Origin of the sequence: Mycobacterium syngnathidarum (assembly GCF_001942625.1) — a bacterium.
Classification (GTDB): Bacteria; Actinomycetota; Actinomycetes; order Mycobacteriales; family Mycobacteriaceae; genus Mycobacterium; species Mycobacterium syngnathidarum.
The window spans coordinates 239147-262547 of record NZ_MLCL01000024.1 but is presented as its reverse complement, the minus strand read 5'-3'; the positions used below and the strand labels follow the sequence as shown (position 1 = coordinate 262547).

27 protein-coding genes and 1 tRNA gene are annotated in these 23401 nt (G+C 65.0%); 19 read left to right on the top strand and 9 right to left on the bottom strand.

Annotated elements, in window-relative coordinates:
• Window positions 1-6: 6 nt before the first annotated feature.
• From BKG60_RS07445 to BKG60_RS07425, 5 genes are all read right to left on the bottom strand, one after another.
• Entirely contained in the window at window positions 7-1338 is a 1332-nt protein-coding gene (locus BKG60_RS07445) for a UDP-glucose dehydrogenase family protein (RefSeq protein ID WP_070946339.1), read from the bottom strand.
• A 76-nt stretch (window positions 1339-1414) separates the two neighbouring features.
• Entirely contained in the window at window positions 1415-3052 is a 1638-nt protein-coding gene (locus BKG60_RS07440) for a DUF7159 family protein (RefSeq protein WP_083339382.1), read from the bottom strand.
• A gap of 221 nt (window positions 3053-3273) precedes the next feature.
• On the bottom strand, window positions 3274-4611 hold the full coding sequence (locus BKG60_RS07435) for an ammonium transporter (RefSeq protein WP_070189496.1): 1338 nt from the start codon (window positions 4609-4611) through the stop codon (window positions 3274-3276).
• A gap of 244 nt (window positions 4612-4855) precedes the next feature.
• On the bottom strand, window positions 4856-5425 hold the full coding sequence (gene dcd, locus BKG60_RS07430) for a dCTP deaminase (RefSeq protein WP_070189495.1): 570 nt from the start codon (window positions 5423-5425) through the stop codon (window positions 4856-4858).
• A 16-nt stretch (window positions 5426-5441) separates the two neighbouring features.
• Entirely contained in the window at window positions 5442-6428 is a 987-nt protein-coding gene (locus BKG60_RS07425; RefSeq protein ID WP_070946338.1) for a DUF7159 family protein, read from the bottom strand.
• Between the two features lie 358 nt (window positions 6429-6786).
• Here BKG60_RS07425 and BKG60_RS07420 point away from each other — a divergent pair.
• Window positions 6787-6860, top strand: a tRNA-Gly gene (locus tag BKG60_RS07420).
• 82 nt (window positions 6861-6942) lie between these two features.
• On the opposite strand, the gene BKG60_RS07415 is transcribed toward BKG60_RS07420, so the two are convergent.
• Window positions 6943-8148 carry a tyrosine-type recombinase/integrase gene (locus BKG60_RS07415; RefSeq protein ID WP_070946337.1) on the bottom strand — a complete coding sequence of 402 codons (1206 nt, stop codon included), beginning with the start codon at window positions 8146-8148 and terminating at the stop codon, window positions 6943-6945.
• A complete protein-coding gene (locus BKG60_RS07410; protein WP_070946336.1) occupies window positions 8141-8764 on the bottom strand; it encodes a helix-turn-helix domain-containing protein in 624 nt (207 codons plus the stop codon). The genes BKG60_RS07415 and BKG60_RS07410 overlap by 8 nt, the downstream gene beginning before the upstream one ends.
• A gap of 109 nt (window positions 8765-8873) precedes the next feature.
• Here BKG60_RS07410 and BKG60_RS31920 point away from each other — a divergent pair, with 109 nt between their 5' ends.
• The 18 genes from BKG60_RS31920 to BKG60_RS07330 all read left to right on the top strand — a co-directional run bounded on the left by BKG60_RS31920 (window position 8874) and on the right by BKG60_RS07330 (window position 21714).
• Window positions 8874-9041, top strand: a complete 168-nt coding sequence (locus BKG60_RS31920; protein ID WP_165617829.1) for a hypothetical protein — start codon at window positions 8874-8876, stop codon at window positions 9039-9041.
• The gene (locus tag BKG60_RS31915) at window positions 9041-9196 is read left to right on the top strand and encodes a hypothetical protein (protein WP_165617828.1); all 156 of its coding nucleotides are present in this window, start codon (window positions 9041-9043) and stop codon (window positions 9194-9196) included. The genes BKG60_RS31920 and BKG60_RS31915 overlap by 1 nt, the downstream gene beginning before the upstream one ends.
• Window positions 9197-9272: 76 nt before the next feature.
• The gene (locus BKG60_RS07405) at window positions 9273-9533 is read left to right on the top strand and encodes a hypothetical protein (protein ID WP_070946335.1); all 261 of its coding nucleotides are present in this window, start codon (window positions 9273-9275) and stop codon (window positions 9531-9533) included.
• The gene (locus BKG60_RS07400; RefSeq protein WP_070946334.1) at window positions 9530-9775 is read left to right on the top strand and encodes a hypothetical protein; all 246 of its coding nucleotides are present in this window, start codon (window positions 9530-9532) and stop codon (window positions 9773-9775) included. The genes BKG60_RS07405 and BKG60_RS07400 overlap by 4 nt, the downstream gene beginning before the upstream one ends.
• Window positions 9772-10137: a DUF2742 domain-containing protein gene (locus BKG60_RS07395; RefSeq protein ID WP_075909467.1), complete on the top strand. Its 366-nt coding sequence runs from the start codon at window positions 9772-9774 to the stop codon at window positions 10135-10137. Before BKG60_RS07400 ends, BKG60_RS07395 begins: the two co-directional genes overlap by 4 nt.
• Entirely contained in the window at window positions 10134-11984 is a 1851-nt protein-coding gene (locus tag BKG60_RS07390) for a DUF3631 domain-containing protein (protein WP_070946333.1), read from the top strand. The genes BKG60_RS07395 and BKG60_RS07390 overlap by 4 nt, the downstream gene beginning before the upstream one ends.
• A complete protein-coding gene (locus tag BKG60_RS07385; protein ID WP_070946332.1) occupies window positions 11981-12280 on the top strand; it encodes a hypothetical protein in 300 nt (99 codons plus the stop codon). Before BKG60_RS07390 ends, BKG60_RS07385 begins: the two co-directional genes overlap by 4 nt.
• Window positions 12277-12480, top strand: a complete 204-nt coding sequence (locus tag BKG60_RS07380; protein WP_070946331.1) for a hypothetical protein — start codon at window positions 12277-12279, stop codon at window positions 12478-12480. Before BKG60_RS07385 ends, BKG60_RS07380 begins: the two co-directional genes overlap by 4 nt.
• 12 nt (window positions 12481-12492) lie before the next feature.
• On the top strand, window positions 12493-12777 hold the full coding sequence (locus BKG60_RS07375) for a hypothetical protein (RefSeq protein WP_070946330.1): 285 nt from the start codon (window positions 12493-12495) through the stop codon (window positions 12775-12777).
• Between the two features lie 2 nt (window positions 12778-12779).
• Window positions 12780-13262, top strand: coding sequence for a hypothetical protein (locus BKG60_RS07370; RefSeq protein ID WP_070946329.1), 483 nt, complete (start codon window positions 12780-12782; stop codon window positions 13260-13262).
• A gap of 154 nt (window positions 13263-13416) precedes the next feature.
• Window positions 13417-14262 carry a phage major capsid protein gene (locus BKG60_RS07365; RefSeq protein WP_070946328.1) on the top strand — a complete coding sequence of 282 codons (846 nt, stop codon included), beginning with the start codon at window positions 13417-13419 and terminating at the stop codon, window positions 14260-14262.
• Window positions 14263-14331: 69 nt separating this feature from the next.
• The gene (locus tag BKG60_RS07360; RefSeq protein WP_070946327.1) at window positions 14332-14676 is read left to right on the top strand and encodes a hypothetical protein; all 345 of its coding nucleotides are present in this window, start codon (window positions 14332-14334) and stop codon (window positions 14674-14676) included.
• 32 nt (window positions 14677-14708) lie between these two features.
• Window positions 14709-15221, top strand: a complete 513-nt coding sequence (locus BKG60_RS07355) for a hypothetical protein (protein WP_075909466.1) — start codon at window positions 14709-14711, stop codon at window positions 15219-15221.
• Between the two features lie 628 nt (window positions 15222-15849).
• Window positions 15850-16980 carry a TIGR03857 family LLM class F420-dependent oxidoreductase gene (locus BKG60_RS07350; protein WP_070189493.1) on the top strand — a complete coding sequence of 377 codons (1131 nt, stop codon included), beginning with the start codon at window positions 15850-15852 and terminating at the stop codon, window positions 16978-16980.
• A gap of 173 nt (window positions 16981-17153) precedes the next feature.
• Window positions 17154-17675: a TetR/AcrR family transcriptional regulator gene (locus BKG60_RS07345; protein ID WP_234998631.1), complete on the top strand. Its 522-nt coding sequence runs from the start codon at window positions 17154-17156 to the stop codon at window positions 17673-17675.
• Window positions 17676-17850: 175 nt separating this feature from the next.
• A complete protein-coding gene (locus BKG60_RS07340; protein ID WP_070946324.1) occupies window positions 17851-18336 on the top strand; it encodes a MarR family winged helix-turn-helix transcriptional regulator in 486 nt (161 codons plus the stop codon).
• Between the two features lie 140 nt (window positions 18337-18476).
• Window positions 18477-20996, top strand: coding sequence for an arylsulfatase (locus tag BKG60_RS07335; RefSeq protein WP_070946323.1), 2520 nt, complete (start codon window positions 18477-18479; stop codon window positions 20994-20996).
• 100 nt (window positions 20997-21096) lie between these two features.
• Window positions 21097-21714 (top strand): maleylpyruvate isomerase family mycothiol-dependent enzyme, encoded by a 618-nt coding sequence (locus tag BKG60_RS07330; protein ID WP_070946322.1) that lies wholly within the window; start codon window positions 21097-21099, stop codon window positions 21712-21714.
• A 15-nt stretch (window positions 21715-21729) separates the two neighbouring features.
• Here BKG60_RS07330 and BKG60_RS07325 read toward each other — a convergent pair whose 3' ends face one another.
• Both BKG60_RS07325 and BKG60_RS07320 read right to left on the bottom strand, forming a co-directional pair.
• Window positions 21730-22410: a VldE C-terminal domain-containing protein gene (locus BKG60_RS07325; RefSeq protein WP_070946321.1), complete on the bottom strand. Its 681-nt coding sequence runs from the start codon at window positions 22408-22410 to the stop codon at window positions 21730-21732.
• A 216-nt stretch (window positions 22411-22626) separates the two neighbouring features.
• Window positions 22627-23343 (bottom strand): GntR family transcriptional regulator, encoded by a 717-nt coding sequence (locus BKG60_RS07320; RefSeq protein WP_070189488.1) that lies wholly within the window; start codon window positions 23341-23343, stop codon window positions 22627-22629.
• Window positions 23344-23401 lie beyond the last annotated feature (58 nt).

The window sequence follows — 23401 nt, the reverse complement described above, 5'->3', positions numbered from 1 at the left end:
CAAGCGTCAAACAGTGGCGACCGGACGTCCCAACGCGTACACGCGCCATCCCGCATCCCGCCACCGCTGCGCATCCAGGCAATTGCGGCCGTCCACAACGACTTTGACCCGCACCGTGTCCGCCAGCTCGGCCGGGTCCAGGTCGACGAACTCGGCCCACTCGGTGAGCACCAACACCGCATCGGCGCGGTCGCAGGCTTCGACGACCGAGGTGGAGTAGTTCAGCGTCGGGAACACCCGCTGCGAGTTGTCCATCGCCTTTGGGTCATACACGTTCACCCCGGCGCCGTTGAGCTGCAGCATGCCCGCGACGTTGAGTGCGGGAGAATCGCGCACATCGTCGGATTCGGGCTTGAACGCCGCGCCCAGGACCGCGATGTTGGCACCCAGCAGCGATCCACCACAGGCCCGGGTGGTCAGCTCCACCATCGCGGTGCGGCGGCGCATGTTGATGCTGTCGACCTCTCGCAGGAACGTCAGGGCATGGTTGGCGCCCAGCTCGCCGGCCCTGGCCATGAATGCCCGGATGTCCTTGGGCAGGCAGCCACCACCAAAGCCCAGGCCCGCATTGAGGAATCGCCGCCCGATCCGCGGGTCATAGCCCAGTGCATCGGCCAGCAGGGTGACGTCGGCGCCGACGGCTTCACACACTTCGGAGATCGCGTTGATGAATGAGATCTTGGTGGCCAGGAACGCGTTGGCCGACACCTTGACCAGTTCGGCGGTCTCCAGGTCGGTGACCAGGAAGGGCACCCCGTCGCCGATCATCGGCGCGTAGAGCTCACGCACGGCAGCCTCGCCGCGTAGCGAATCACGTTGCACACCAACCACAATGCGGTCCGGGTGCAGCGTGTCGTGCACGGCGTAGCCCTCGCGGAGGAACTCCGGGTTCCAGGCAACCTCGACGTCCACGTCGACCGGCGCCAGACCTCGGGCCCGCTCGGCCAGGTCGGCGGCGGTCCCGACCGGCACGGTGGACTTGCCGACGATCACCGCCGACCGCCGCAGCCGGGGCACCAGGGTGTCGATGACGGCGTGCACGTGGCGCAGATCGGCGCTGTAATCGCCCTTCTTCTGCGGGGTGCCGACGCCGAGGAAGTGCACGTCAGCGAAATCGGCGGCCTCGTCGTAGTCGGTGGTGAAACGCAGCCGCCCGGCAGACAGGTTGTCGTTCAACACCTTACGCAGGCCGGGTTCGTAGAACGGGATGTCACCGGCGGCGAGTTTGGCCACCTTGCCCGGGTCGATGTCGACCCCGATCACCTCGTGACCGAGCTCGGCCATGCCTGCGGCATGTGTCGCGCCCAGATAGCCGGTACCGAATACGGTGCATCGCATACTGCCTGGATAGGCCGCGATGATGAGCTAGCCGCTACGTGACACTGAGCGGCAGGCCAACGTCAGGTAACGGTTTTCAGTGCCCGCCGAATGACGGGAAGGGCCACAACCCTCCGCCGTCACCGCCGCTGCGGGAACCACCGGAACCGCCGGACCGCCCGGGGTTCCAATCCCCGGAGCCTGAACCACCCGGGTTCCAGTCACCGGAGCCGCTGGACCGGCCCGGGTTCCAGTCGCCAGAGCCTCGACCGGGATTCCAATCGCCGGCTCCCCGACCGGGATTCCAGTCATCCGAGCCCGAACCTGGCCATCGCGGGGTCTCCGGTTCGTGGCGTGATGGTGGATCCCACCGCGGCGACTCCTTACGGGGCTCCCACGGCGGTCGGAAGATGTTCGGCAGCCGCGGCGGGGGCGGCAGCACGACCAGCGGCGGGATGTAGGGCGCCGGCGGGTTGTAGATCGGGGCCGGCGGAGGCGGCGCCACGGGTGCGGGGGCCGGCGGCGGAGCCTCGGGGGCCGGGGCGGGCGCCTCGGGCGCAGGCGGCGGGGCCGCGGCGGGCTGCTCGACGTAGACCGTGCGCGGCGGGGCCTGCGGTGCGGGTGCTTCCTGGACCACTGGGATCGGGGCCTTGATGGTCTCTGGCGGCGGGGCCGGGGGCGGGGCCGCCGGCTGCGCGGGCTGGGCTTCCGGTGCGGGTGCGGGTGCGGGTGCGGGGACCTTGACCGGGGCAGTCGGAGCCACTGCGCCCTGTGCCGGGGAGGGACGCTGATCGACCGTCGGCCGGATACTCACCGCAAGCGAGATGACCAGGGCCACAACACCAACCACGAACACCGACGTCAACGCGGAACCGACAAGCAGGAACGGCTTGCGTTCCTCGTCCAGTGGCATCTCGTCGGCGACGAGGTCGACGCCGCCGAGGCCAGCGGCACCGACGGGAGCCATCTCGGTGGCCAGACCGGCCAGCGCGTAGGCGCTGCCGGCGGTCGTCCCGTCGGGATCTTGTGAATAGGCCAGGCCAACGGTGGTCGCCTCGAACGCGGGCGCGTTGGCCGAGGCCAGTGCGGCACCGCGGGCCAGGGCCATCTCAGGCTCGTCCGGGGCGCTGACAGGAAGCGACACCAGGGGCTCCAGGTGTGCCTTGACCGAGGCGACGTCGACTCCCGCACCGAGAACGAACATGCCGTCCGGCGCGGATTCGGCAGCGTCGACGGCGGCGGCCATCTCGGTGAGCACGGCCATGGCGTCGGCGCTGTGCAGGGAACGGCTCAAGACCTTGACCACCGAGCCGTCATCGGTCTTGACCACCGAGAGCGTCGCGGCGTCGCGGTCGATGAACAGCAGCGCCGTGGTGGCATAGCCGACTGCGCGGCCGACCGCCTGAGCCAGGGCGGCGGCGGCATGGCTTTCGGAGACCAGCATGACGTCGTCGATGCCGTGCGTGGACAGGGCGTCGCGCAGAGAAGACGCGTCCGAATGGTCGGTCCATGTGACACCGATCGACTTCAGATGGTGCCCACCCGTGGTGGCACTCTCCTGAGTCCCGAGGATGGCAGCGACCACCTGATCGGCTGCACTCGTGGTTGCCGAATCTTCACTGGCGGTGACGTCGAAGACGTCGTGATCGACGGTGACCCCGTCGGCTTTCTCCCCCTCGACCAGCACCATGCGGACCGTTGTAGGTGCCATCGCCACACCCAATACGATGTCCACCGAGTCCTCCAATGTGTTTGCTGCACTGCGCTTGTCGCCATTGCGCACACATATCGCACGAACCGACAACTAGAACCTTCATCGGTGCAACGTGCTCGATCGTTACACCCCCGCGCGTTAGCTGCAGCGCTGAGATCCCGGTCGGACCGCGACGGCATGGTGCGTGCCGGCGCCGGTTAGTTAGACACTACTCGGCATTACGACAAACGGTGCCGGCCGGTTCATCCCGCGCTGTCCTCCTCGGCCGGCCGGTGCTCGCGGTCGCCGAACTGACCCAACTGGCCCAGGGTCCCGCCGAACAACCCCGGGCGGCGCTGGGGCAAGTGCCCGTGTACGCCTTCGGCGTATGCGGACTCGGCGTGCTGTGTGAAGTCGACGCCGGTGGTCTCGTCTTCGGGACTGAGCCGGAACCCCATGAACCGGTCGATCAGTTTGGCGAGCGCGTACGACACGGTGAACGCGTAGGCGGCCACCACGACCGCGCCCAGCAGCTGCTTGCCCAGCTGGGTCAGCCCGCCACCGTAGAAGAGGCCCTGCGGGCCCTCGGTCATCACCTCGGTGGCCAGGAATCCGATCAGCAGCACACCGACCACGCCGCCGACGAAGTGCACGCCCACCACATCCAGCGAGTCGTCATAACCGAACCGGAACTTCAGGCCGATGGCAAAGGAACACACCACCCCGGCTGCCAGGCCGACCACGACCGCGCCAAGGGTGTTGACCGTGCCGCACGACGGGGTGATCGCCACCAGGCCGGCCACCACGCCGGACGCGGCACCGAAGGTGGTGGGCTTGCCGTCGCGGACCTGCTCGACCGTCAGCCAGCCGAGCATGCCCAGGCAGCCGGCCACCAGGGTATTGAGGAAAATCGCGGCGGCGGTGCCGTTGGCCGCCAATGCCGAGCCCGCGTTGAAGCCGAACCAGCCGAACCACAGCAGGCCGACGCCCAGCAGCACGAAAGGCAGGTTGTGTGGGCGCATCGCATCCTGTTTGAAGCCGATCCGCGGGCCCAGCACGAGGGCCAGGGCCAGGGCCGATGAGCCGGAGACGATCTCGACGACGAGGCCGCCGGCGTAGTCGAGCACGCCCAGGCCGGCCAGCCAGCCACCCGGCCCCCAGACCCAGTGCGCGACGACCGCGTACACGCCAACAGCCCACAGCGGCACGAAAAGCATCCAGGCCGCGAACTTCGCCCGGTCCGCGATGGCCCCGCTGACCAGGGCGGCAGTGATGATCGCGAAGGTCAGCTGGAACGTGGCGAACAACAGCTCAGGGACTGAGCCGTGGGCGGTGCTGGGTGTGATGCCGAGCATGCCGATGTGCTGCAGGCCGCCGATGAAGCCGCCTCCGGCGTCATCGGAGAACGCCAGGGTGTAGCCGACCAGCAGCCAGGCCACCGTGACCAGCGGGATCGAGATGAAGCTCATCATGATCATGTTGAGAACGCCGGTGGTGCGGACCATGCCGCCGTAGAAGATGGCGAGGCCGGGGGTCATCAGCAGGACCAGCGCGGTACTGGCGAGCAGCCAGGCAGTGGCCGCCGGATCGATTTCGGGCACGTCGAGCTCCTTTGGTCTCGACGAGAATGTCGGGCGCGCGTTTCAGCGGCGCGGCGTACGTGTTTCAGCTGTGTTTCGTGTTGCGGTGTGGTTACTGAAAGTTCACCGGGGTTTTGTGGCTCGTCCCGGCGCCGCAGGTGGAAAACGCCGATCGCCGTCGCGGGCAGCTCAGGGTTTTCGCCCCCAGCGGCCACTTATGACAAACGAATCGCTGGTCTGCGTGTCACAGGTGGCCACTCGGCGGCTAGGACTTGATGAAGTTCAAATGCGAGCGCGACGGCGTCGGACCACGCTGGCCCTGGTATTTCGAGCCGACCTTGTCGCTGCCGTACGGATTCTCGGCCGGGCTGGTCAGCCGCAGCAGGCAGAGCTGGCCGATCTTCATGCCCGGCCACAACGTGATGGGCAGGTTGGCGACGTTGGACAGTTCCAAGGTGATGTGCCCGGAGAAGCCGGGGTCGATGAACCCGGCCGTCGAGTGCGTCAACAATCCGAGACGGCCCAGCGAAGACTTGCCTTCCAGGCGTCCGGCCAGGTCGTCGGGCAGCGTGCACACCTCGAGGGTGGAGCCGAGCACGAACTCACCGGGGTGCAGCACAAACGGCTCGTCCTCGGCGGGCTCGACCAGCGTGGTCAGCTCATCTTGCTGTTTGGCCGGGTCGATATGGGTGTAGCGGGTGTTGTTGAAGACCCGGAACAGGCTGTCCAGGCGGACGTCAACGCTCGACGGCTGCACCAGGGCATCGTCGAACGGCTCGATGGCCAGGCGTTTCGCGGCGATCTCGGCCCGGATGTCTCGATCGGAGAGCAGCACCCGACGAGCGTATCGGTTACCGACGGACCACTCCCGGAGACGGCGCCACAGCGCGCTCGGCGTCGGGCAGCACGAAAGATTTGTCGGCTGCCTGCCCGGCCAGTGGCACCACCCTGCGCACCACGGTGTGAACCGATTCGGTGGGCGATGCCGGCGCGGCATGTTCAGCCGGGGTCGACGCCTGCGGTGGGGTGCTGCCGTGGCCGCCGCCGCGCACGGTCATCGCCAGGAACACCGAACCCGCCAAGATCAGCACCGCTGTCGCCAAGGCCATGGCGACGGTGTGCGTCAGCGGGGCAGGTTTGACTGCCGGAGCAGCCTGGTCACGAATGCCTTCACTGGCGATCAGTGCGCCACGAGCCAGCAGCAGGGCTGCGTCATCACCGAGCACCACCGGCCGAGAAATCACCGAATTAACCTGCCCGACAAGGCTTTCCGCTTCTGGTGCCGATCCGGCGATCGCAACCTCGGCGATCGGCTCGGGGAAGCTGTCGCACAGACCGCGCAGGGCCAGCACGGCGGTGGCCGCATCCGGTCCGACGAGATGGCGGCTACGCAGCCGACGCGTGCCGTCCTCACCCTCGGCCCCGGTCACGGCCAGCATGGCCTCCTCAGGTTCGACCATGCACAGCGCGACCGAGTCGCAGTCCGCGATCTGCACGGTGTACTCGGCAGCCGCTTCGAATGCGTCGACACCGGAGACCACCGCGTTCATCATGCCGAGCTCCTCGAGGGCGTCGAGAACGAGTTTGGCCTCACTGGCCACCGCATCGGTCCAGGTCAGTGCGACGCGAGCAACCGTATAGCCATTGGCCGGGGCAGCGTCGCGCGTGTCGATCACCGCGTTGACGACGCGCTCACGGAAACCAGAGTGCTCGACGCCGGCCCGGTCATCCGCGTCGAGCGAATTGTGGTCGATCACCGCGCCATCGCCGCGGGTGCCCTCGACCAGGAGAAGCCGGGCATCGCGCGAGGTCATGGCAATACCGATGACAACATCCATGCGTTGAGTCCCTTGATTGGTTCGGCCCGGGCTGCGGGCCTCTTCGCTCCATTCAGCACCGGATGGAGCCCACCACACCGACGGTAGAGAGCGCGCCTGAGAACGCCAGCCCAAGGATTTACCCGACTCTCAGGCTGGCATGTGAATGGCAATCATGTTCTGGGGTCGTCTGTTTCGCCGGGCGGGCCCAGCTGCCGGGTCCGCACTGCGCATCCGCCGGTACCTACGCCGGCAACCTTCGCCAAACACAGGTCATCGCCCGTCAGATCCGTCGGCGTCAATTTCTTAGACTCACCGCGCGTCGCCCGCCCACCTGCCCCACAGCTCGGGCCGGGTTGCTATCCTTCGTCAGCACCATGCCGATGTAGTTCAATGGCAGAACATCAGCTTCCCAAGCTGAATACGCGGGTTCGATTCCCGTCATCGGCTCCATACATGCAGGTCAGAGACTTGCGAGAGTTTGCCAGCTAACTCGAAACGGTGAAATCCCGTATTTTCCCCGTAAATTCGGTTCTCAGATTCCGTTGCTGGCCCATTTGTCCAGTACAGCGCGGGTATCCGGCCCCGACGTCACACGCTGAACGTAGTGGCCCTCGGTGGTCGCGAGCTGTGCATGGCCGAGCTGGTGCTGTGCGGCCTCGACGCCGAGCCCATCCCGCACGACTGTCCCGGTGGTGCGCCGGAAGCTGTGCGGCGTCACCCACTTCAGGTGCTCATGAGGGGCGAGCGCTTCCCGTAGCGACGAGCGGATGTTCGACAGGCTCACCAGGCCCCCGTCCCTGTTCTTCAGCACCGTGCCATCCGGCCCAGTCACCCCGTACAGGTCGGTGAGCACCTTCACCCCGAACGCGGGCAGCGTCACCGTGTGGGCCGGCGCGCCACCCTTGCGTGAGTCCTGCCGATGCAGTGACTTGCCGGCCACTCTCCCGCTGTCGACGACGGTCCCGCTGACCGTGACGGTAGGAATGTCCGCGAGAAGGTCGACTTCTGGCCACTCGATCGCCAGCACCTCCCCCGGCCGCACACCGGTGGCCGCGAGCAGCTCGATGAACGCGGGCAGCATCCGGCCCCGCCGAGGCCCTGGTCCCTTGTGCTCGCAAAAGACTTTGACGGCCTGGCGCACTTCCTCGAATTCCATCGCGGTGAGCCCCCGTGCGGGCTTGCGTTCAGTCTTGGCGGTCTTGGTCTCCCGCATCGGATTGTGGGCTATCACGTCGAACCTGACAGCCAGGCCGTACATGCCCGACAGGATGATGCGCATATAGATCGCCGCCGACGACGGCAACGCTTTCAGGTGAGCGTCGGCGCGGCTGGTCGACAGTTCCGCGATCCGCAGTTCCCCGAGTTGTTGTTCACCGTGCAGCCGCCACGTATCCCGGTAGAGGGTCGCGGTCCGATCGCCGATCCGATCCTCTGCGACCTTGGCTGGTATCCACGCCGTGAACAGTTCGGAGAGCGTCGTGCGTTGGTTGATTACCCCGGCGGGTTCCCCGGCCTCAAGTTCGGCTGTGATGCGGCGTTTCAGCTCGCGCCGCGCATCTTCTGCGGACTTCCGCGACGACGCTTCACGCTCCCGCAGCTTGCCACTGTGGAGACGAACGTAAGTTGTTGCAAAGTAATGGGTTTCAGTCTTGGTCTTGCCGCCGACCACGATCTTGCGTTTCACCTCACGCTCGGTGATCTTCCCGTGCTCACCGGGCGCCAGGCGTTGCCTAGGCATCGTTCTCATCCACGTCTTTGACGACCGCGCCCTCTATCTCCGCCATTCGCTGATTGAGATCGGCGATATCGCGGGAAATCTGCGCAACCGATCGCAATGCCGCCTCGACAACCTCAGAGCGCGGTTCGCGCTTCTCAGCCCTCGCTTGGCCCATCTCGGCGCTGTGGAGGCCCCACGCGGCCTTGCGGTCCTCCTCCTTGGCGAACCGTCTCAGGGTCATACTCGCCAAGGAGGTGAGCTCGGGGAACTGAACCGGGTCGGCGACGCCCTTGGTTTCCCCGTCGAGTGACAACATTGCCACCCAAGCCGGCAAAACCCACCCTGGTAACACTTCAACGGAACCGTCTGGCAAGTCAGGGTAGAGCAGCGCACCGGGCGGGACGTCCAGTGCGTACGCGAGAACGATCCATTCAGCTACGTCGAGTTTCCCTGCGCGCGAGTTACTTTCAATCTTCGAGATCGCGACTCGACTGATTGGGTATCCCAGTTCGCGGGTGCGCTCCGACAGTTGCATGGCCGTTAGGCCAAGCTCGGCGCGCAGCCGCTGGACGGTCTCTCCAACGCGCTTGGACAGCGTCAGCTCCCAGGCTTTGGCGCTGGGATCAATGCTCGGCATAGCGACATTCTGCCACGGATGCGCTTGCGTTCTGGAGCATCCACGTTATGCTCCGATATGACACTCAAATACGTCTGTGTGTCGCATTTTGGAAACGGAAGGAGTACGAGTGAACGATTGGAAGGCCACGAGCATGAAGCTCGGTGGCATCAGCAGGACGATGGTGTTTCAGCTCTGGAGGACCGGCGAGCTGGCGAGCTGCAAGATCGGCAAGCTGAGGTTTTCGACCGACCGCCAGATCGAGGATTACATCAGCCGGCTCGAAGGTGCGGCGTAATGCATCCGAACGTCGACCAGCTCGACCGCGACCAGCTTGACGACCTCGGGCTGATTCCTGACACGGATCACACCGAGGACCTACGCAAATCGGTCCCCGTTGACCCGGTGTTACCAGCACCGGCGGGGACCGATCCGAACACCACCAACCGCTAGATAGGAGACGTTCACCATGAATCTACCAACCCCAAGCCCCGTGTCGGTACCCATCACCGAATGCCCCAGTTGCACGGTGCCAACCGCTGGTGGCGGGCTCTGCGCCTTCTGCGACGCGTACACCCCGCCCGAGACTGTGCCCCAGCAGCTCGACGTCGCGGTGAACCGTATCGACCTGCTGCGAGCCGATCTCAACAAGATCCTGGACAGTCTGCCGTCTGACGCACCGTTGTTCGGATGCGCTGACCTCACCACTGGAATCTGCCACCTGAAGCGGGCGAGCGTGGCGATCGACCGCGCAGCCGACACCCTCGAAGCGGTGGAGGTGGTCCGGTGATCGAACCGCAGGCCCACGAGATGGATCGTAGAGCGTTACTTGCCGAGCTCCACAGTGTGTCCCGCACTATTCCGGAAGCTGAACTGACCCTCTCCGACATCACGGCCCTGCTGAACATCACCTACGCCGTGCTCGGGCGCATCGAGTGGCGCAAGCAGAAGGTCCAGCAAGACCCACCGCGCCGTCCGGATGGGAAACCGCTGCTTCACGTCGTGATCCCGTCCCGCGAGGCACAGCGGTGACCGATCAGAAGAAGTTGGAGACCCGCGCCGCCGATCGTGGCGCGGGTACTCCGCAGTCCCAGCAAGTCGCCTGGTGGCCGACGCACGAGTTCATCAGGGCCATGGTCGCCAAGGCCAACGTCGGGCCGCTACCCACCGCTGGCACCCCGGCATGGTGCGAACTGCCCGACACCGACCCGCGAAAACTGTTGGCGTTAGCGGCATCCGGTGAGCACTGGGTGCTGCACACCGAACTCGCCCAAGAGAAACGCGCCGAGGCATCCCGAGACATTGCAGCGGCCGGCGGCTGGTCGGCCCTCGCCAAGCGCATCGCCCGCGGCCGCGGCCCCGCATACATACCCCGACGAAAGGAGTCGGCGTGACATCCAAGCTTCTCGATGAGGCCAGCGAGATGGTCAGCAAGTACGTGGCGTTCCCCTCCGAGCACCACAGTGTCGTTGTCGCCCTGTGGGTCCTTCACACGTGGGTTGTCAACGCCTTCTACGTGACGCCGCGGTTGATCCTCGATAGCGCCGAACCCGGTAGTGGCAAGACCCGTGTTCTGGAGCTGCTGGCCCTGCTGTGCCGATCGGCGAAACTCACCTTGAGCACGACCACCGCCGCCTTGTACCGACGTATCGCGGCAGCGGTAGACGAAGGGCTACCGCCGCCAACAGTTCTGCAGGACGAAGCCGACGCCATCTTCGGCAAGTCCGCCACACCTCAGGCTGAAGATCTCCGCGCCCTGTTCAATGCCGGGTACCGCAAGGGTGCGACCGTCGACCGCTGCGAAGGCGACGCCAAGAACATGAAGGTGCGCGAGTTCCCCGTCCATGCCCCCGTCGCGCTGGCTGGGCTGGCTGGCAAGATGCCCGACACCATCCGGACCCGCGGTGTCACGATCCACATGCGCCGGCGCCGACCGGATCAGAAGGTGGCCGACTTCCGCGAGCGCGATGCCCTGGCCGAGGCCGCACCCATCCGGGAGTCGCTCGCACAATGGGCCTCCGAGCACGAAGTAGGTCTTGCTGATGCCCGCCCCGACATGCCCGATGGGGTCACAGACCGATCGGCCGAGATCTGGGAGCCACTTCTGGCGATAGCCGATTTGGCCGGCGGACAGTGGCCAGCCAAAGCGCGGGCCGCGTGCCGGTTCTTCGTGATCTCTTCGGCATCTGACGACGAGAGGCTGTCACTCGGTCAGCGTTTGCTACGCGACATCAAAGCCCTGATCGACGCCGAGGGCGTCAACGCCATGTGGTCCGCCGACATCATTTCCAAACTGACCTCAGACCCCGAATCCGAATGGCGCGACCTGTGGGGCAAGACCCTCGATCAACGCCGCCTAGCAAAGGAGCTGGGCAAGTACGGCGTCAAGTCGAAAGACATTCGTATCGGCCTGGCGAAGAACAAGGGCTACGCGGTAGACGGCCACACGGGATTAGGTCAAGCGTGGCAACACTGGCTCAGTCCATCTGTAAGCGCGACATCCGAGACAAGCGAGACATTGCAGGTCAGCGCGTCGCGGACTGTCGCGGACAGCTATTCAACCGCGACAAGCGCGACACAAGCGCGACACACATTTACCCTTTCTGAACAGGCAGAACTCGAAAATGTCGCGGATGTCGCGGATGTCGCGGATAAAAATGGGTCACCCCTTGACGTAGCCGACAGTAACCGAACTCTATGCCCGGATTGCCGGCGCGCACCCGCTCGGACGGACACCGGCTGTTGTGACTTCTGCACCGCCAAGCGCCGTCGCCAGCAAACCCTGCACAAGCCGAAGCTGTCCTGCGCGAAGTGGTTCGACAACTACGTAATCCAGCTCCGAGACGCCGGCGAAACCACCTTCACATCGTTTGCTGTCAAGCCAGCCGCCGCGGCCGAGGACTATTCGGATAACCTCCTACACCAAGCGATCGCCAGCCACCCCGACGTTGTCCTACTCGAACGCAAGGGCGGCACCACAACCTGGTCGATCACCGGGCAACCGACCGGCTACCAGCCCGTCCTGTCATGGTTCAACGACTGGCTCGACACCCTCCCGACCAACACCGTCCAGGTCGACAAGACGGTGCTCAAGCAGGACTGCGAAGCCGCCGGCCATAGCTGGGAATCGCTGCGCCGCGAGGTCGTTCAACGCTGCCCTCGCATCGAGTCGGTAAAGAACGGCCGCAGCACCACCTGGCGCATCGTCCCGACGACCACGAACGACGGGGCCGCATCGTGAGCGCCGATCAACTCACCGCCCTCCTGGCCGCCGTAGGCGCAGCCCCCGCACTACCCGGCGCACGCTGCCGAGGCCGACACCACCTGTTCGACGAGCAAGGCATGCACGAGGAGCCCGAGACCGCTGCCGAGCGCCACCAACAAGCCCTCGGACTATGCCGACTGTGCCCCGCGCTCGCGTCGTGCACCGAGTGGTTCAACACCCTCAAGCCGAGCCGCCGACCACCCGGTGTCGTCGCCGGACGCATCACCCAACCGAAACCCGCAGGCCGCCCCCGAAAGGACCAGACAGCATGAAAATCAGGTTCATTCGCGTACTCGGCATCCGAGCACGCAGCCCCGTAGTCCTCGCCGCCGCCAACGACTACCTCGTCCACTGGCAACCCCGCGACGGCTGGACATGCAACTGCTCACCCGACACCTACCCCGACTGCCCCCACATACCGGCCGTCGAATCACTGCTCGACCCGAAAGTCACCCACACCACCAACCAGTAGGAGCACCCACTGATGACCGAACCCGCCGACCCCACCGCCAGCGACAAGGTCCGCGCAGTCGACTGCCGCCGCGCCGGCGCCCTCGTCACCCACTGCCTCACCCGCGACAGCCTCGGCACCCGCACCGTCCTGGCCGAAGCCACCGCAGATGGCCGGCTACTCGAAACGTTCCGCGCCACCCTGGTGTTGGTATTCGATGCACTCGCCCCAGACCTACGAGACCACCCCGAAAAACTCGACATCCTGCGCGCCTGGACCGCCAACGCCGCCGACAACGAAAACAAGGAGAACAACTAACCATGACCGAACCCACGACACCGACCGAGGCCCCCGACGACATCCAGCCGGACCCCGCTACCGCCAGCGAACCCACCACACCCGAACCTGAGGCTGACCACCCCGACGACGAACCACAAGGCGACAACCCCAACCGCGAAGCAGCCAAGTGGCGCAACAAATTCCGCGACGCCGAAACCGAACTCACCACCATGCAACAACGCCTCGAAACCCTGCAGCGCAGCGAAGCAGAACGCATCGCAGCCACCGCACTGCACGACCCCACCGACATGTGGCGCGACGGAACCCAACTCACCGACCTCCTCGACGACAACGGCAACATCGACCCCAACAAAGTCACCGACACCGCCACCAAAATCGCCGACACACACCAACATTGGAAACGCCGCCGCCCCGTATCCGCCACAGAAGTAACCAGCACCACCCCAGTCGGCGCAGACACCACCCCAACCTTCAGCGACGCATTCAGACCACGCAGCGAGTAAACTAAAAGGGGCGCCGCACATCCGGTCAGAGACCACCACGGCGCCCCTTTTCACCCGCAGCGCGGGAACGGTGACAGGCCAGCGGCCACGCCGACGCAAACATTCACTTGCGTACGGCACGCCTGTACGCCCACACCCGAAAGAAGGCCCCACCATGGCCATCACCACCAGCGACGCCGCCTACCCCTGGCGGCCAGACACCACCTTCTTCCCCGCCGCCGACGTCGTACCCGACGCCCTGATCCTGCAAGCCAGCACCATCGGCGGCGAAGTACTCGGCGACGCCCCCAGCCTGCGCGTGGCCTACGTCAACGACGACGACGCCACATTCACCGCCGAAGGCCAAGCACCCGCCGACAGCGACCCCGACCTATCCGAAGTCGTCGTCTACACCGCCAAAATCCAACAGAACGTCGAACTGTCCAACGAACAGTTCCAGCAGGAACAGACCGCCGACCAACTCTCAGCGTCGGTATCACGGGCCATCATCAAACGCGCCGACCAAGCATTCATCGCCCAGACCGCACCAACCCTGCCCGCCGTCGCACCACCCGCCGGCCTGCTCAACATCACCGGCATCGAATCCGGCACCACCATCACCGACGACCTCGACGCCCTCGTCGACCTCGTCGCACAACTCGAATCAAACGGGTCGATGCCAACCCACATCATCGTCGACCCACTCGGATGGGGCCAGCTCCGCAAGCTCAAGACCGCCACCGACAGCAACGCCTCACTCCTCGGCGCCGGCACCACCGACGCCACCCGCCTGCTGCTCGACCTGCCCGTCCTGGTCAACCGCTACGCCACGCCCTACAGCGGCCTCGTCGTCGACTCCTCAGCAGTCGTGTCCGCAGTCGGCACCGTCAACATCGCCACCAGCGAGCACGCCGCATTCCGCGCCGACTCCACCGTCATCCGCGCCACCTGGCGCATCGGCTGGAACGTCGTACGCCCCGAACGCATCGGCAAGTTCACCATCACCGAACCCGGCAGCTAAGGCCGAATCGCCCCGCCGGCCACCCATTCAAGGAACCGGCGGGGCACCCCAAATAGGGAGATCACCCACATGCCCCGCGCCATGAAGCACTGCGGCATCAACGGCTGCACCGTCCTCGTCAAACCCGGAACACGCTGCGACGAACACTCCAACGGCTGGAAAACCAGCCCACGAACCGCGTCATCCAAAGTGACAGGAACCCGCCACTGGCAACAGGTCATCACCCCAAGAGTGCTCGCACGGTTCAACTATCAATGCCAACTCAAATACGACGGAATCTGCCAAGGCACCGCAACAACCGTCGACAAGATCATCCCGGCGGCGAAACGCCCCGACCTCGCATACAACCCCCACAACCACCAAGCCGTCTGTCAGCCTTGCAACCAACACAAGAACCGTACGCAAGACCGATAACCACCCTGGCCCATCGTCTACGCTGCAACCCCATGGACCGCAGACCAGTGCGCCGCGACGCCGTCCAACTCGTACGCTGCGCGAAACACGGCAACCCCCAACTGCGCCACACCATCCTCGCCGACTACGGCATCGAGGACCACACCCATCCCCACATCGACCTATTCACACACCTCGCGTACTTCGTCCACGAACTCACCGCACACTGCGCTCGCGACGACGAAACAACCTGGAACAACACCCGATACCAAAACCTCGTGTGCGGCCCACACGAAGACGCCCACATGTTCGTCGATGCAGCCTTCCGCGGTGATTGGGAAATCTTCTGGAGCAACGTCCACGAGAGCTACACCGATGACCTACCGGAAGACATCGGCAAGTACGGCCGCCGAGGCATCGAAGAACTCATCTTCGAACTTGCACACCTCGGCAACTCCGTCCTGCGCACACTGCCCGACTGCTACAAAGAGTGGCCCGAAGACTTCTACACCACATACTTCGAAATGGACCTCGGCGAGCACGACCATCTCCCAGACGAGAACTAGGCGCGCGGCCCGATACCCCCAGGGGACTCCACCCCCCACCCGGCCCACCTACGGAAGCCGGAAGGGGCTGCGGATTTTCCTGCGTACGGGTCCCCAGGTTTCGTGTGGTGGTACTTGTTTGGAAAACCCCTGGTCAGGCCAAGTGTCCAATTTGGACAGTCGGGTATCCGGCGACGGGCGTGTTCGTCCATCAACTCATCTTGCCGTTTCGGCAAGCCGGGCGTTGCGGGTGCTCCGCATTTTCCCCGCATAAACGCCCGTGAATCGCGCCGAACTTACATGTATCGATGCGTATCAGGTAACAGTGAGAGTCGTTGCAGTGCAGTACATTAGCGAACTTCGATGAACGGCAACAACCGCAGATTCGCCAAGCTGAATACGCGGGTTCGATTCCCGTCATCGGCTCCATAACAACTCTTCAGAGGCGCGCCCCCATCAGGCAGTCGAGCCTCCTCTGACACTTCCCATTGCCGCTCCTCCGCGTCAACGTCCTGCAGAACGTTGCCGTCTACGCCACTACCCCACCGTGTGCAACTCCAGCCACATCTCCCATTCATTGAGAACCCTCATTGACAATCGTCTGCGCCACGGCAGACAGTGCAGGGAATCCACGAATGAGAGGCACGTAATGAGCACTGCCGCGCAGGCCACCACCCCGGCGAGCACCGATGGCGCACTCGATCAGCTCAACGAGCTCGGCTATTACGCGGTGACCCGTCACCCGGCCGATGTGCGGGTGGTCTTGCCCGAAGCCCGCGCCGCCGACGCACTCGGTCTGGGCTCTTGCCACATCGGGGAACGCTTCACGGTCAAGGACCCGGCGGTCCTGTCGGGCGCGGTCGCAGGTGCCAGCACCACGCTGGGGATCGCACCGTCGACCAACTACCACACCCGGCATCCCACGGTCACCGCGACGATCGGGTCCACGATGCACGCCCTCACCGAGGGCCGTTTCGCGATGGCGTTCGGCCGTGGCATGGCGGCGTATTGGCAGGCGATCGGCTTGCCGGTGGTGACCGAGGCCCGGCTGCGTGACTTCTTCGGCATCCTGCGCCGGCTCTGGGCCGGTGAGATGATCCTCGATCACGATGGCCCGGCCGGGAAGTGGCCGTTCCTGCGTCATGCCAGCGGCCTGCCCGACGGACCGCCCATCGGTTTGGTGGCGGTCGGCCCGAAAACCATGGAACTCGCCGGCGAGATCGCCGATTTCGTTGTGCTCCATACCTTTTTCTCCGATGAGGCGACGACGTCTTCGGTCGAGGCGGTGCGCCGAGGCGCCGAACGCGCGGGCCGTGATCCCGACAGCGTGCGCATCTGGGCGTGTCTGGCGACGGTCCCCGACGCGTTGTCAGAAGAGGATCAGCTGCGCCGTGGGGTCGGCCGCCTGGCGACCTACTTGCAGGCGTACGCGGATGTGTTGGTTTCGGCCAACGGCTGGGACCCCGCCGTCTGGGAGCGAATCAAGCAGAGCGAGCTGTTCACCGACGCGGCCACGGCCGGGCCGATCGACGCCAGTGCCTCACTCGAGACGCTGCAGCGGATCGGCGAGTTGATTCCCGCCGAATGGCTGGACTCGGTCGCCAAGGGGTCACCGCAGGAGTGCGCGAGAACCGTCGCCCGCCAGCACGATCTGGGCACCCACTCGGTCATCATGCACGGGGCGAGCCCGCACGAAATCGCACCCGTCGTGCACGCTTACCGGGCCAACCGGCCGACGCTGCGGCGAGCGGTCGCGGCCAACCCGGGGAGGTTTGCCTGAGCACCCACGAGTCACCGCAGGCCCTGCGCGCCCAGGAGCAGTGGCGCGCCGCGGTCCCGTCAGCGGCCATCCAGTCCGCCGCGGGCACCCGGCTGAACAAGCGCGGCCTTCAGACCCGCGCGCGACTGCTCGACACAGCCATCCGATGCCTGGCCGACAGCGGTGGAGAGCCGGTGTCGGCAAACCGCATCGCCAAGGACGCCGGTGTCACCTGGGGCACGGTGCAGCACCAGTTCGGCGACCTGGACGGACTCTGGGTGGCGGTGATCACCGAAATTCATTCCCGCAGTTGGTCACCCGGCGCCAATGACGCGCCAGCCCGCAGCGGCACGCTACGGGAGCGGGTGGCCGCTGCCATCGACTCGGTCTGGATGTACCTGGATACCACCGAGGGGCAGGCACTTACGGCATTGCGCACATCGCTGCCCCCGCGCCGCTCCGATATCGCCGCCGAATACCCGCAGACGGCTGCGGCTTTCGCTGCGCGCGAGCTCGATTGGATTCAAGGCTTCGACTACCTGATGGCCGGACTCGATCTCGCCCCGGATCAGCTGTATCGCGTTCGGTGCCTGCTGCCCGCGGCGATTCGGGGCCTGAGCAACGAACGGCAACTGGGCTTCACCTCGGATCTGGAGATCGCTCGCGCGACGTTGACCGACGCGGTGGTGGCGCTGTTGTCCCAGCCACGCGAGTGACACCCACCGCGTCGCACCGCATCAGCCGCCCGGCGCGGATCCGAATCACCTTGACGCACCGGCTTTTTGCTCACAGCGGTATCCACATTCGACTAGGCCCGCATTCGACGCGGAGATTCGGTGCCAACGCAACCACTAACCGCCACCGCACGGTTTCGCGTGGAATACTGCCTGGATGGGCAGCGCGCCGCAGCACGAGACGACCCGCACCCCCGTTGACGAACTGTCGGCGTTCGAAATGGCAACCCGAGACCTCGTAGGCGTCGCGCTGCGCAGCGTGGACCAGCTGGAGATCTCCCTACCGCAGTTCCGGTTGCTGCTCGTGCTGCAGGAGCGCGGGAAGTCAACCTCGACGGAGTGTGCCCACGCCCTCGGCGTGGTCGGGTCGACGGTGACCCGGCTGGCCGACCGGTTGGATGCCTCCGGTCATCTGGTCCGAGGTTCGGACCCCACCAACCGCAGCGTCGTCACGCTGTCGCTGACCGACCGCGGACGCAAGCTGGTCCGGCAGGTCACCGCCCGTCGCCGGCGTGAGCTGAGCCGAGTGCTCGACCGGCTCGACCCGGCCAAGCGAGCGGCATGCGCGACGACTTTGCGCAATCTCCACGAGCTACTCGCCGACGGTAGCGCCGACGATCTGAACCGCCCGATTCCGCTGTAGGAGATGTCGCCCGAAAAGGGTGAGGCGCATTTCTGGCGAACAGTCGCAGGAATGCTTGGCATACAACGTTTGTCGAAACGCATCGATTCTGCGGTGATTTATCCAGACAGTGCGCCCGAACGGGCATAGTGTGAGCCAACATGGAATCGAACAGCGATGACATGACGGAGACCGATCGCAATACCCGCGGCAAATTGTCGCGACGCTCGATGCTGGGGGGCATCGCTGCTACCGGAGTCGGAGTAACCGCTGCCGGCGCATTCGTCGCTGGATGTGACGACAACTCCGGAAAGCCGGGAGCCAGCGGAGAAGCCGGTCCACCCGACTACGGCACCGGGATCAACGAGGGTTTCGACGGGAAAATCGAACTCGACGTCCGAGATTCGAAGCCGGACTGGAAACCGTTCGAGCTGAAGCACGCCCCTGAAGGCGCGCCCAACGTCCTGGTGGTGCTGTTCGACGACACCGGAATGGCCTCGTGGTCGCCGTACGGCGGCCGGATCAACATGCCCACGTTGCAAAAGCTGGCCGACAACGGGCTCACCTATTCGCAGTGGCACACCACCGCACTGTGCTCGCCAACCCGATCCTGCATGTTGACCGGCCGCAATCATCACGTGAACCGTTTCGCGAGCATCACCGAGGGGTCCGACGGCTTTCCAGGAGCGGCAGCCCGACTGCCCGCGCAATGCGCAACGGTCGGCCAGGTGCTCCAGGAGAACGGTTACAGCACATTCTGGGTCGGCAAAGATCACAACGTACCGGAAGAAGATGTCTCCAGCGGCGGCAGCAAGTCAGAGTGGCCGTTACAGAAGGGATTCGACCGCTTCTACGGATTCGTCGGCGGTGAAACCAACCAGTGGTACCCGGATTTGAGCGAGGACAACCGGTTCATCGAGCAGCCCTACCCTCCGGAGCAGGGCTATCACCTGTCGAAAGACCTTGCCGATCAGGCGATCCGGATGCTGCGCGATCAGCAGTCCAGTAACCCGTCCAAGCCCTGGTACATGTGGTTCTGCCCGGGCGCCAACCATGCGCCGCACCACAGCCCCGAGGAGTACTCCGCAAAGTACAAGGGCCAGTTCGACGATGGATACGAGGCGTACCGCGAGTGGGTGCTCAGGCGGATGATCGACAAGGGGATCATGCCCGAGGGCACCGAACTCACCCCGATCAACCCGCTGCCCGAGGATGTCTCGGCGGAAGCGGATGCGGTGCGGCCCTGGGACTCTCTGAATCCCGACGAGAAGAAGCTGTTCTCACGAATGGCCGAGGTGTTCGCCGGGTTCTCCGAGTACACCGACGCCCAGGTCGGCCGGGTCGTGGACTACTTGGAACAGACCGGGCAGCTGGACAACACCGTCATCTTCTACTGCGCCGACAACGGTGCGTCCGGTGAGGGTTCCCCGAACGGTTCGGTCAACGAGAACAAGTTCTTCAACGGCTACCCGGATGATCTCGCCGAGAACATGGCGATGCTGGACAAGCTCGGCACACCGGATACCTACAATCACTACCCGACAGGGTGGGCGGTCGCGTTCTCCACACCGTTCCAGATGTTCAAGCGCTACTCGCAGTTCTCCGGTGGCACCTGCGATCCGATGGTGATCCACTGGCCCAAGGGCATCAAAGCCAAGGGCGAGGTGCGCCATCAGTACCACCACGCTACCGATGTTGTGCCCACCATTCTCGACGTGGCCGGTGTCGAGATGCCGGAGGAGTATCGCGGCATCAAGCAGTACCCGGTCAACGGTGTTTCGATGCGGTACAGCTTCGACGGCGCCGACGCCCCCACCACCAAGAAGCGTCAGTACTACGCGATGCTGGGCACCCGCGGGATCTGGCAGGACGGTTGGAAAGCGTCAGCTCTGCACGCGCCCATCAGTGGCAAAGGCCATTTCGATCAGGACAAGTGGGAGCTCTTCCACGTCGACGAGGACCGCTCCGAATCCACGGACCTCGCCGATCAGAATCCGGACAAGCTCAAGGAACTGATCGATGCGTGGCACGAGGAGGCCAAGAACAACTACGTGCTGCCCCTCGATGACCGCGCCGCGGTCGAACTCATCACCATCGAGCGGCCCCAGTTCGAACCGCCCCGCAATCGCTACCTCTACTACCCCGACACCGCGCCGGTGCCCGAGGGGGTGGCGGCCAACATCCGCGGCCGGTCCTACAAGATCATCGCCGATGTCGACATGACCAAGGATGCGCAGGGCGTGCTGTTCGCGCACGGTTCGCGGTTCGGTGGGCATGCCCTGTTCATCAAGGACAACAAGCTGCACTACGTCTACAACTTCCTCGGTATCAAGCCCGAGCAGGTGTTCGTGTCCGGTCCACTGCCAGAGGGCAAGCACGCGTTGGGCATGGAGTTCATTAGGGAGAAGAAGGGCGATCACGGCGAATCCCTCGGAACCACAATTCTTTACGTCGACGGCAAGGAAGCAGACAAGGGGCCGATGCGGGCGCAGATCGGCAAGTTCACCCTCGCCGGCGACGGTCTGTGCGTCGGGTTCGACAGCGGCGACAACGTGTCGTCGATGTACCAGAATCCGGGGCGGTTCACTGGCGGCACGATCAAGGGCGTCGCGGTCGACGTGAGTGAGGAGAAGTACGTCGATCTCGACAAGGAGGCGCAGGCCGCGTTCGCAACGGACTAGCCACGCACGGAGACTCTCTGGCCCAGCACCCCGGTGCTGGGCCAGAGTGTTGTCCAGCGCGACTATTTTGGTCAGGAGAATCCTGACGATAGGAGCGGCCGTGGACTCCGACACGATCTGGCGCAATATCGATGAGCAGCGCGGACAGCTCGCCGATCTCCTCGACACGCTTGAACCGCAGCAGTGGGCGACACCGTCACTGTGCGCCGGCTGGACCGTGCGCGAGGTCGCCATTCACATCACGCAGTCCCACGCGAGCCTCGGTGAAATGCTGCCGTCGGCCATCAAGTCCGGCTTCCGGTTCGACGCCATGGTGCGTCGGGCAGCGCTGGATGATCCCGCCGAACCTGCCGCCATCACAGCGCGGCTGCGGGCCATGGCGGGTTCGCGGAAGCGGCCGCCCATGACCAAGGAAGTCGACCCCTTGTTGGATATCCTGATCCACACGCAGGACATCTGCATCCCACTCGGCATCGACCGCCCGATGCCCGCCGACGCCGCCGCAGTCGTCGCAAACAGGTTGTGGCACATGAAGTTTCCGTTCGCGCCACAGCGCGACCTGCCGGGCTATCGCTTCGTGGCGACCGACGCCGATTTCACCGTGGGACCCGAGTGGGGGGCACGACGCGAGGCACCTATCCGCGACCTCGTTCTGATGTTCGCGCGGCGACGCGACGTGCCCGACGCGGAGCCTGAGCCCGAGGCCGACGCCGACTAACCACGGGACGACACCTCAGCGCAGGTAGAGCTCGCCGCCGGTCGGGTAGCCGCCGCCCTTGGTGGTCAGATGGACGTGGTCGTAGTGGCCGTATCCGCCGGATTTCGCTCCGCCGCCGGGCGTGTAGTAGGTACCCCGCCAGATCGCGTCTTGCAGGGCGAATCGGTCGGCGTTTTTCAGGGCGTAGGCCACGATGCGGTTTCCGAGTTCGATGCCGTGGGCGCTACTCGGATTGGGGATCATGACATCGAGGGCCAGGCCGTCGGGGTGCCAACGCAGGGCATCCGGCCGGACGCCGCCGATGTTGTGGATCTCGGGGAAGTCGGCGCTGACGGCGCGCGACGCCAGAATGGTTTTGACCTGTAGTCCGCGCTCCGGAGCGAGTCCCAGGGGCAGCAACTGCGGGATGTTGATGACACGCCAGCGAGAAGCCGTGGCGGGCGACGCCTGGTTCGCGCTCAGACCCACGGTTTGGGCGACAGCACTCGTGGGGCCCGCGGGCGCAGCGACGATCTCCATACAGCACGGCACCTCGGGGGTCGGTGCGGGAGCTGAGGCAGGTTTTGCGGCTTCGGAAAAAGGGGATGAAGGAGCAGCACTGGCACTCGCGAAGAACGCGGCGACCGGAGCGATGATCGCAGCCGCGACAGCCGGCAGTTTGCGCTGACTGGGGCTGGCTAATGCGTGTCGGCCCACACGGGCACCATACGGGCACTTTCTTCACCACGCAGCAACCGCACCCCGGTTCTGCGAGTTTCCTTAACTGACTGTCAAGCACATTTCCGGCGTGTTTGCGCAGGTCATTAGTAACAAATTGGTCACGATACTAAGAAATCTCTAAGGCAAGTCGCTTTGTTGTTTCAAGACGAAAACACCCTCGCCCGGCGTCTGAACGGGGGTCGATTGCCGTTCCTACGAAGCCGTCATCACCGCGGTGAACGTCATCCGGTCACCCCGGTACAGCGAGCGCCGTTGTTCGATCGGAATCCCATTCTGGTCGTAGGACACCCGGTTGAGCAGAAACATCGGGGTCCGGCTGTCCACGGTGAGCAGTGCCGATTCCCGGGCGTCCGGTAGCGCGGTCTCGATTGTGTCGACAGTCCGCTCGAAGCGAATGCCTCGGCTGCGGATCTCGGCATACAGCGACTCGCGGTAGTCGAAGGTCTCCCGCAACCCCGGGTAGCGCGCGGCCGGCAGCTTGGTGGTCTCCAGACCCACGCGGATGCCGTCGGTGGTCAACACCCGCTCCAACTGCAGGACGGGTGCCCCGACGTCGATGCCGAGTTGTCCGGCCAGGATGTCGTCGGCGATCAGATCGCTCCAGCCGACCAGGATGCGCCCGCCGCTGCGCCCCTGCTCCTTGGCGGCCTCGGTGTAGGAGCCCATGGACAGCGGCTGCAGGATCTTGGGCCGCGCGACGACGGTGGTGCGGCCACGGCGTTCAATCCGCCCGGCCAACAACAGTTCTCGCAGCGCCTGGCGGACCGTCTCGCGGGCCACGTCGAATCGTTCGGCGATCTCTCGCTCGGCCGGGAAGGGGTCTCCGACCTCCAGATCGTCGAGCAGCCGTTCCAGTTGCGCGCGGACAACCTGGTGCTTGAGAACCCTCGGTTCTGCGCTCGCGGCCACCCGTCAACGGTAGCAAGATTTGGTATAGACCAAGACTTGCCGCGTTGTTAACCTCCTC

Bases quoted from the DNA above. Each gene is read 5' to 3' on its own strand.
- BKG60_RS07445 (WP_070946339.1), bottom strand. From the start codon at position 1,338: ATGCGATGCACCGTATTCGGTACCGGCTATCTGGGCGCGACACATGCC.
- BKG60_RS07425 (WP_070946338.1), bottom strand. From the start codon at position 6,428: ATGGATGTTGTCATCGGTATTGCCATGACCTCGCGCGATGCCCGGCTT.
- BKG60_RS07415 (WP_070946337.1), bottom strand. From the start codon at position 8,148: ATGCCTAGGCAACGCCTGGCGCCCGGTGAGCACGGGAAGATCACCGAG.
- BKG60_RS07410 (WP_070946336.1), bottom strand. From the start codon at position 8,764: ATGCCGAGCATTGATCCCAGCGCCAAAGCCTGGGAGCTGACGCTGTCC.
- BKG60_RS31915 (WP_165617828.1), top strand. From the start codon at position 9,041: ATGCATCCGAACGTCGACCAGCTCGACCGCGACCAGCTTGACGACCTC.
- BKG60_RS07380 (WP_070946331.1), top strand. From the start codon at position 12,277: ATGAAAATCAGGTTCATTCGCGTACTCGGCATCCGAGCACGCAGCCCC.
- BKG60_RS07375 (WP_070946330.1), top strand. From the start codon at position 12,493: ATGACCGAACCCGCCGACCCCACCGCCAGCGACAAGGTCCGCGCAGTC.
- BKG60_RS07370 (WP_070946329.1), top strand. From the start codon at position 12,780: ATGACCGAACCCACGACACCGACCGAGGCCCCCGACGACATCCAGCCG.
- BKG60_RS07365 (WP_070946328.1), top strand. From the start codon at position 13,417: ATGGCCATCACCACCAGCGACGCCGCCTACCCCTGGCGGCCAGACACC.
- BKG60_RS07360 (WP_070946327.1), top strand. From the start codon at position 14,332: ATGCCCCGCGCCATGAAGCACTGCGGCATCAACGGCTGCACCGTCCTC.
- BKG60_RS07355 (WP_075909466.1), top strand. From the start codon at position 14,709: ATGGACCGCAGACCAGTGCGCCGCGACGCCGTCCAACTCGTACGCTGC.
- BKG60_RS07350 (WP_070189493.1), top strand. From the start codon at position 15,850: ATGAGCACTGCCGCGCAGGCCACCACCCCGGCGAGCACCGATGGCGCA.
- BKG60_RS07340 (WP_070946324.1), top strand. From the start codon at position 17,851: ATGGGCAGCGCGCCGCAGCACGAGACGACCCGCACCCCCGTTGACGAA.
- BKG60_RS07335 (WP_070946323.1), top strand. From the start codon at position 18,477: ATGGAATCGAACAGCGATGACATGACGGAGACCGATCGCAATACCCGC.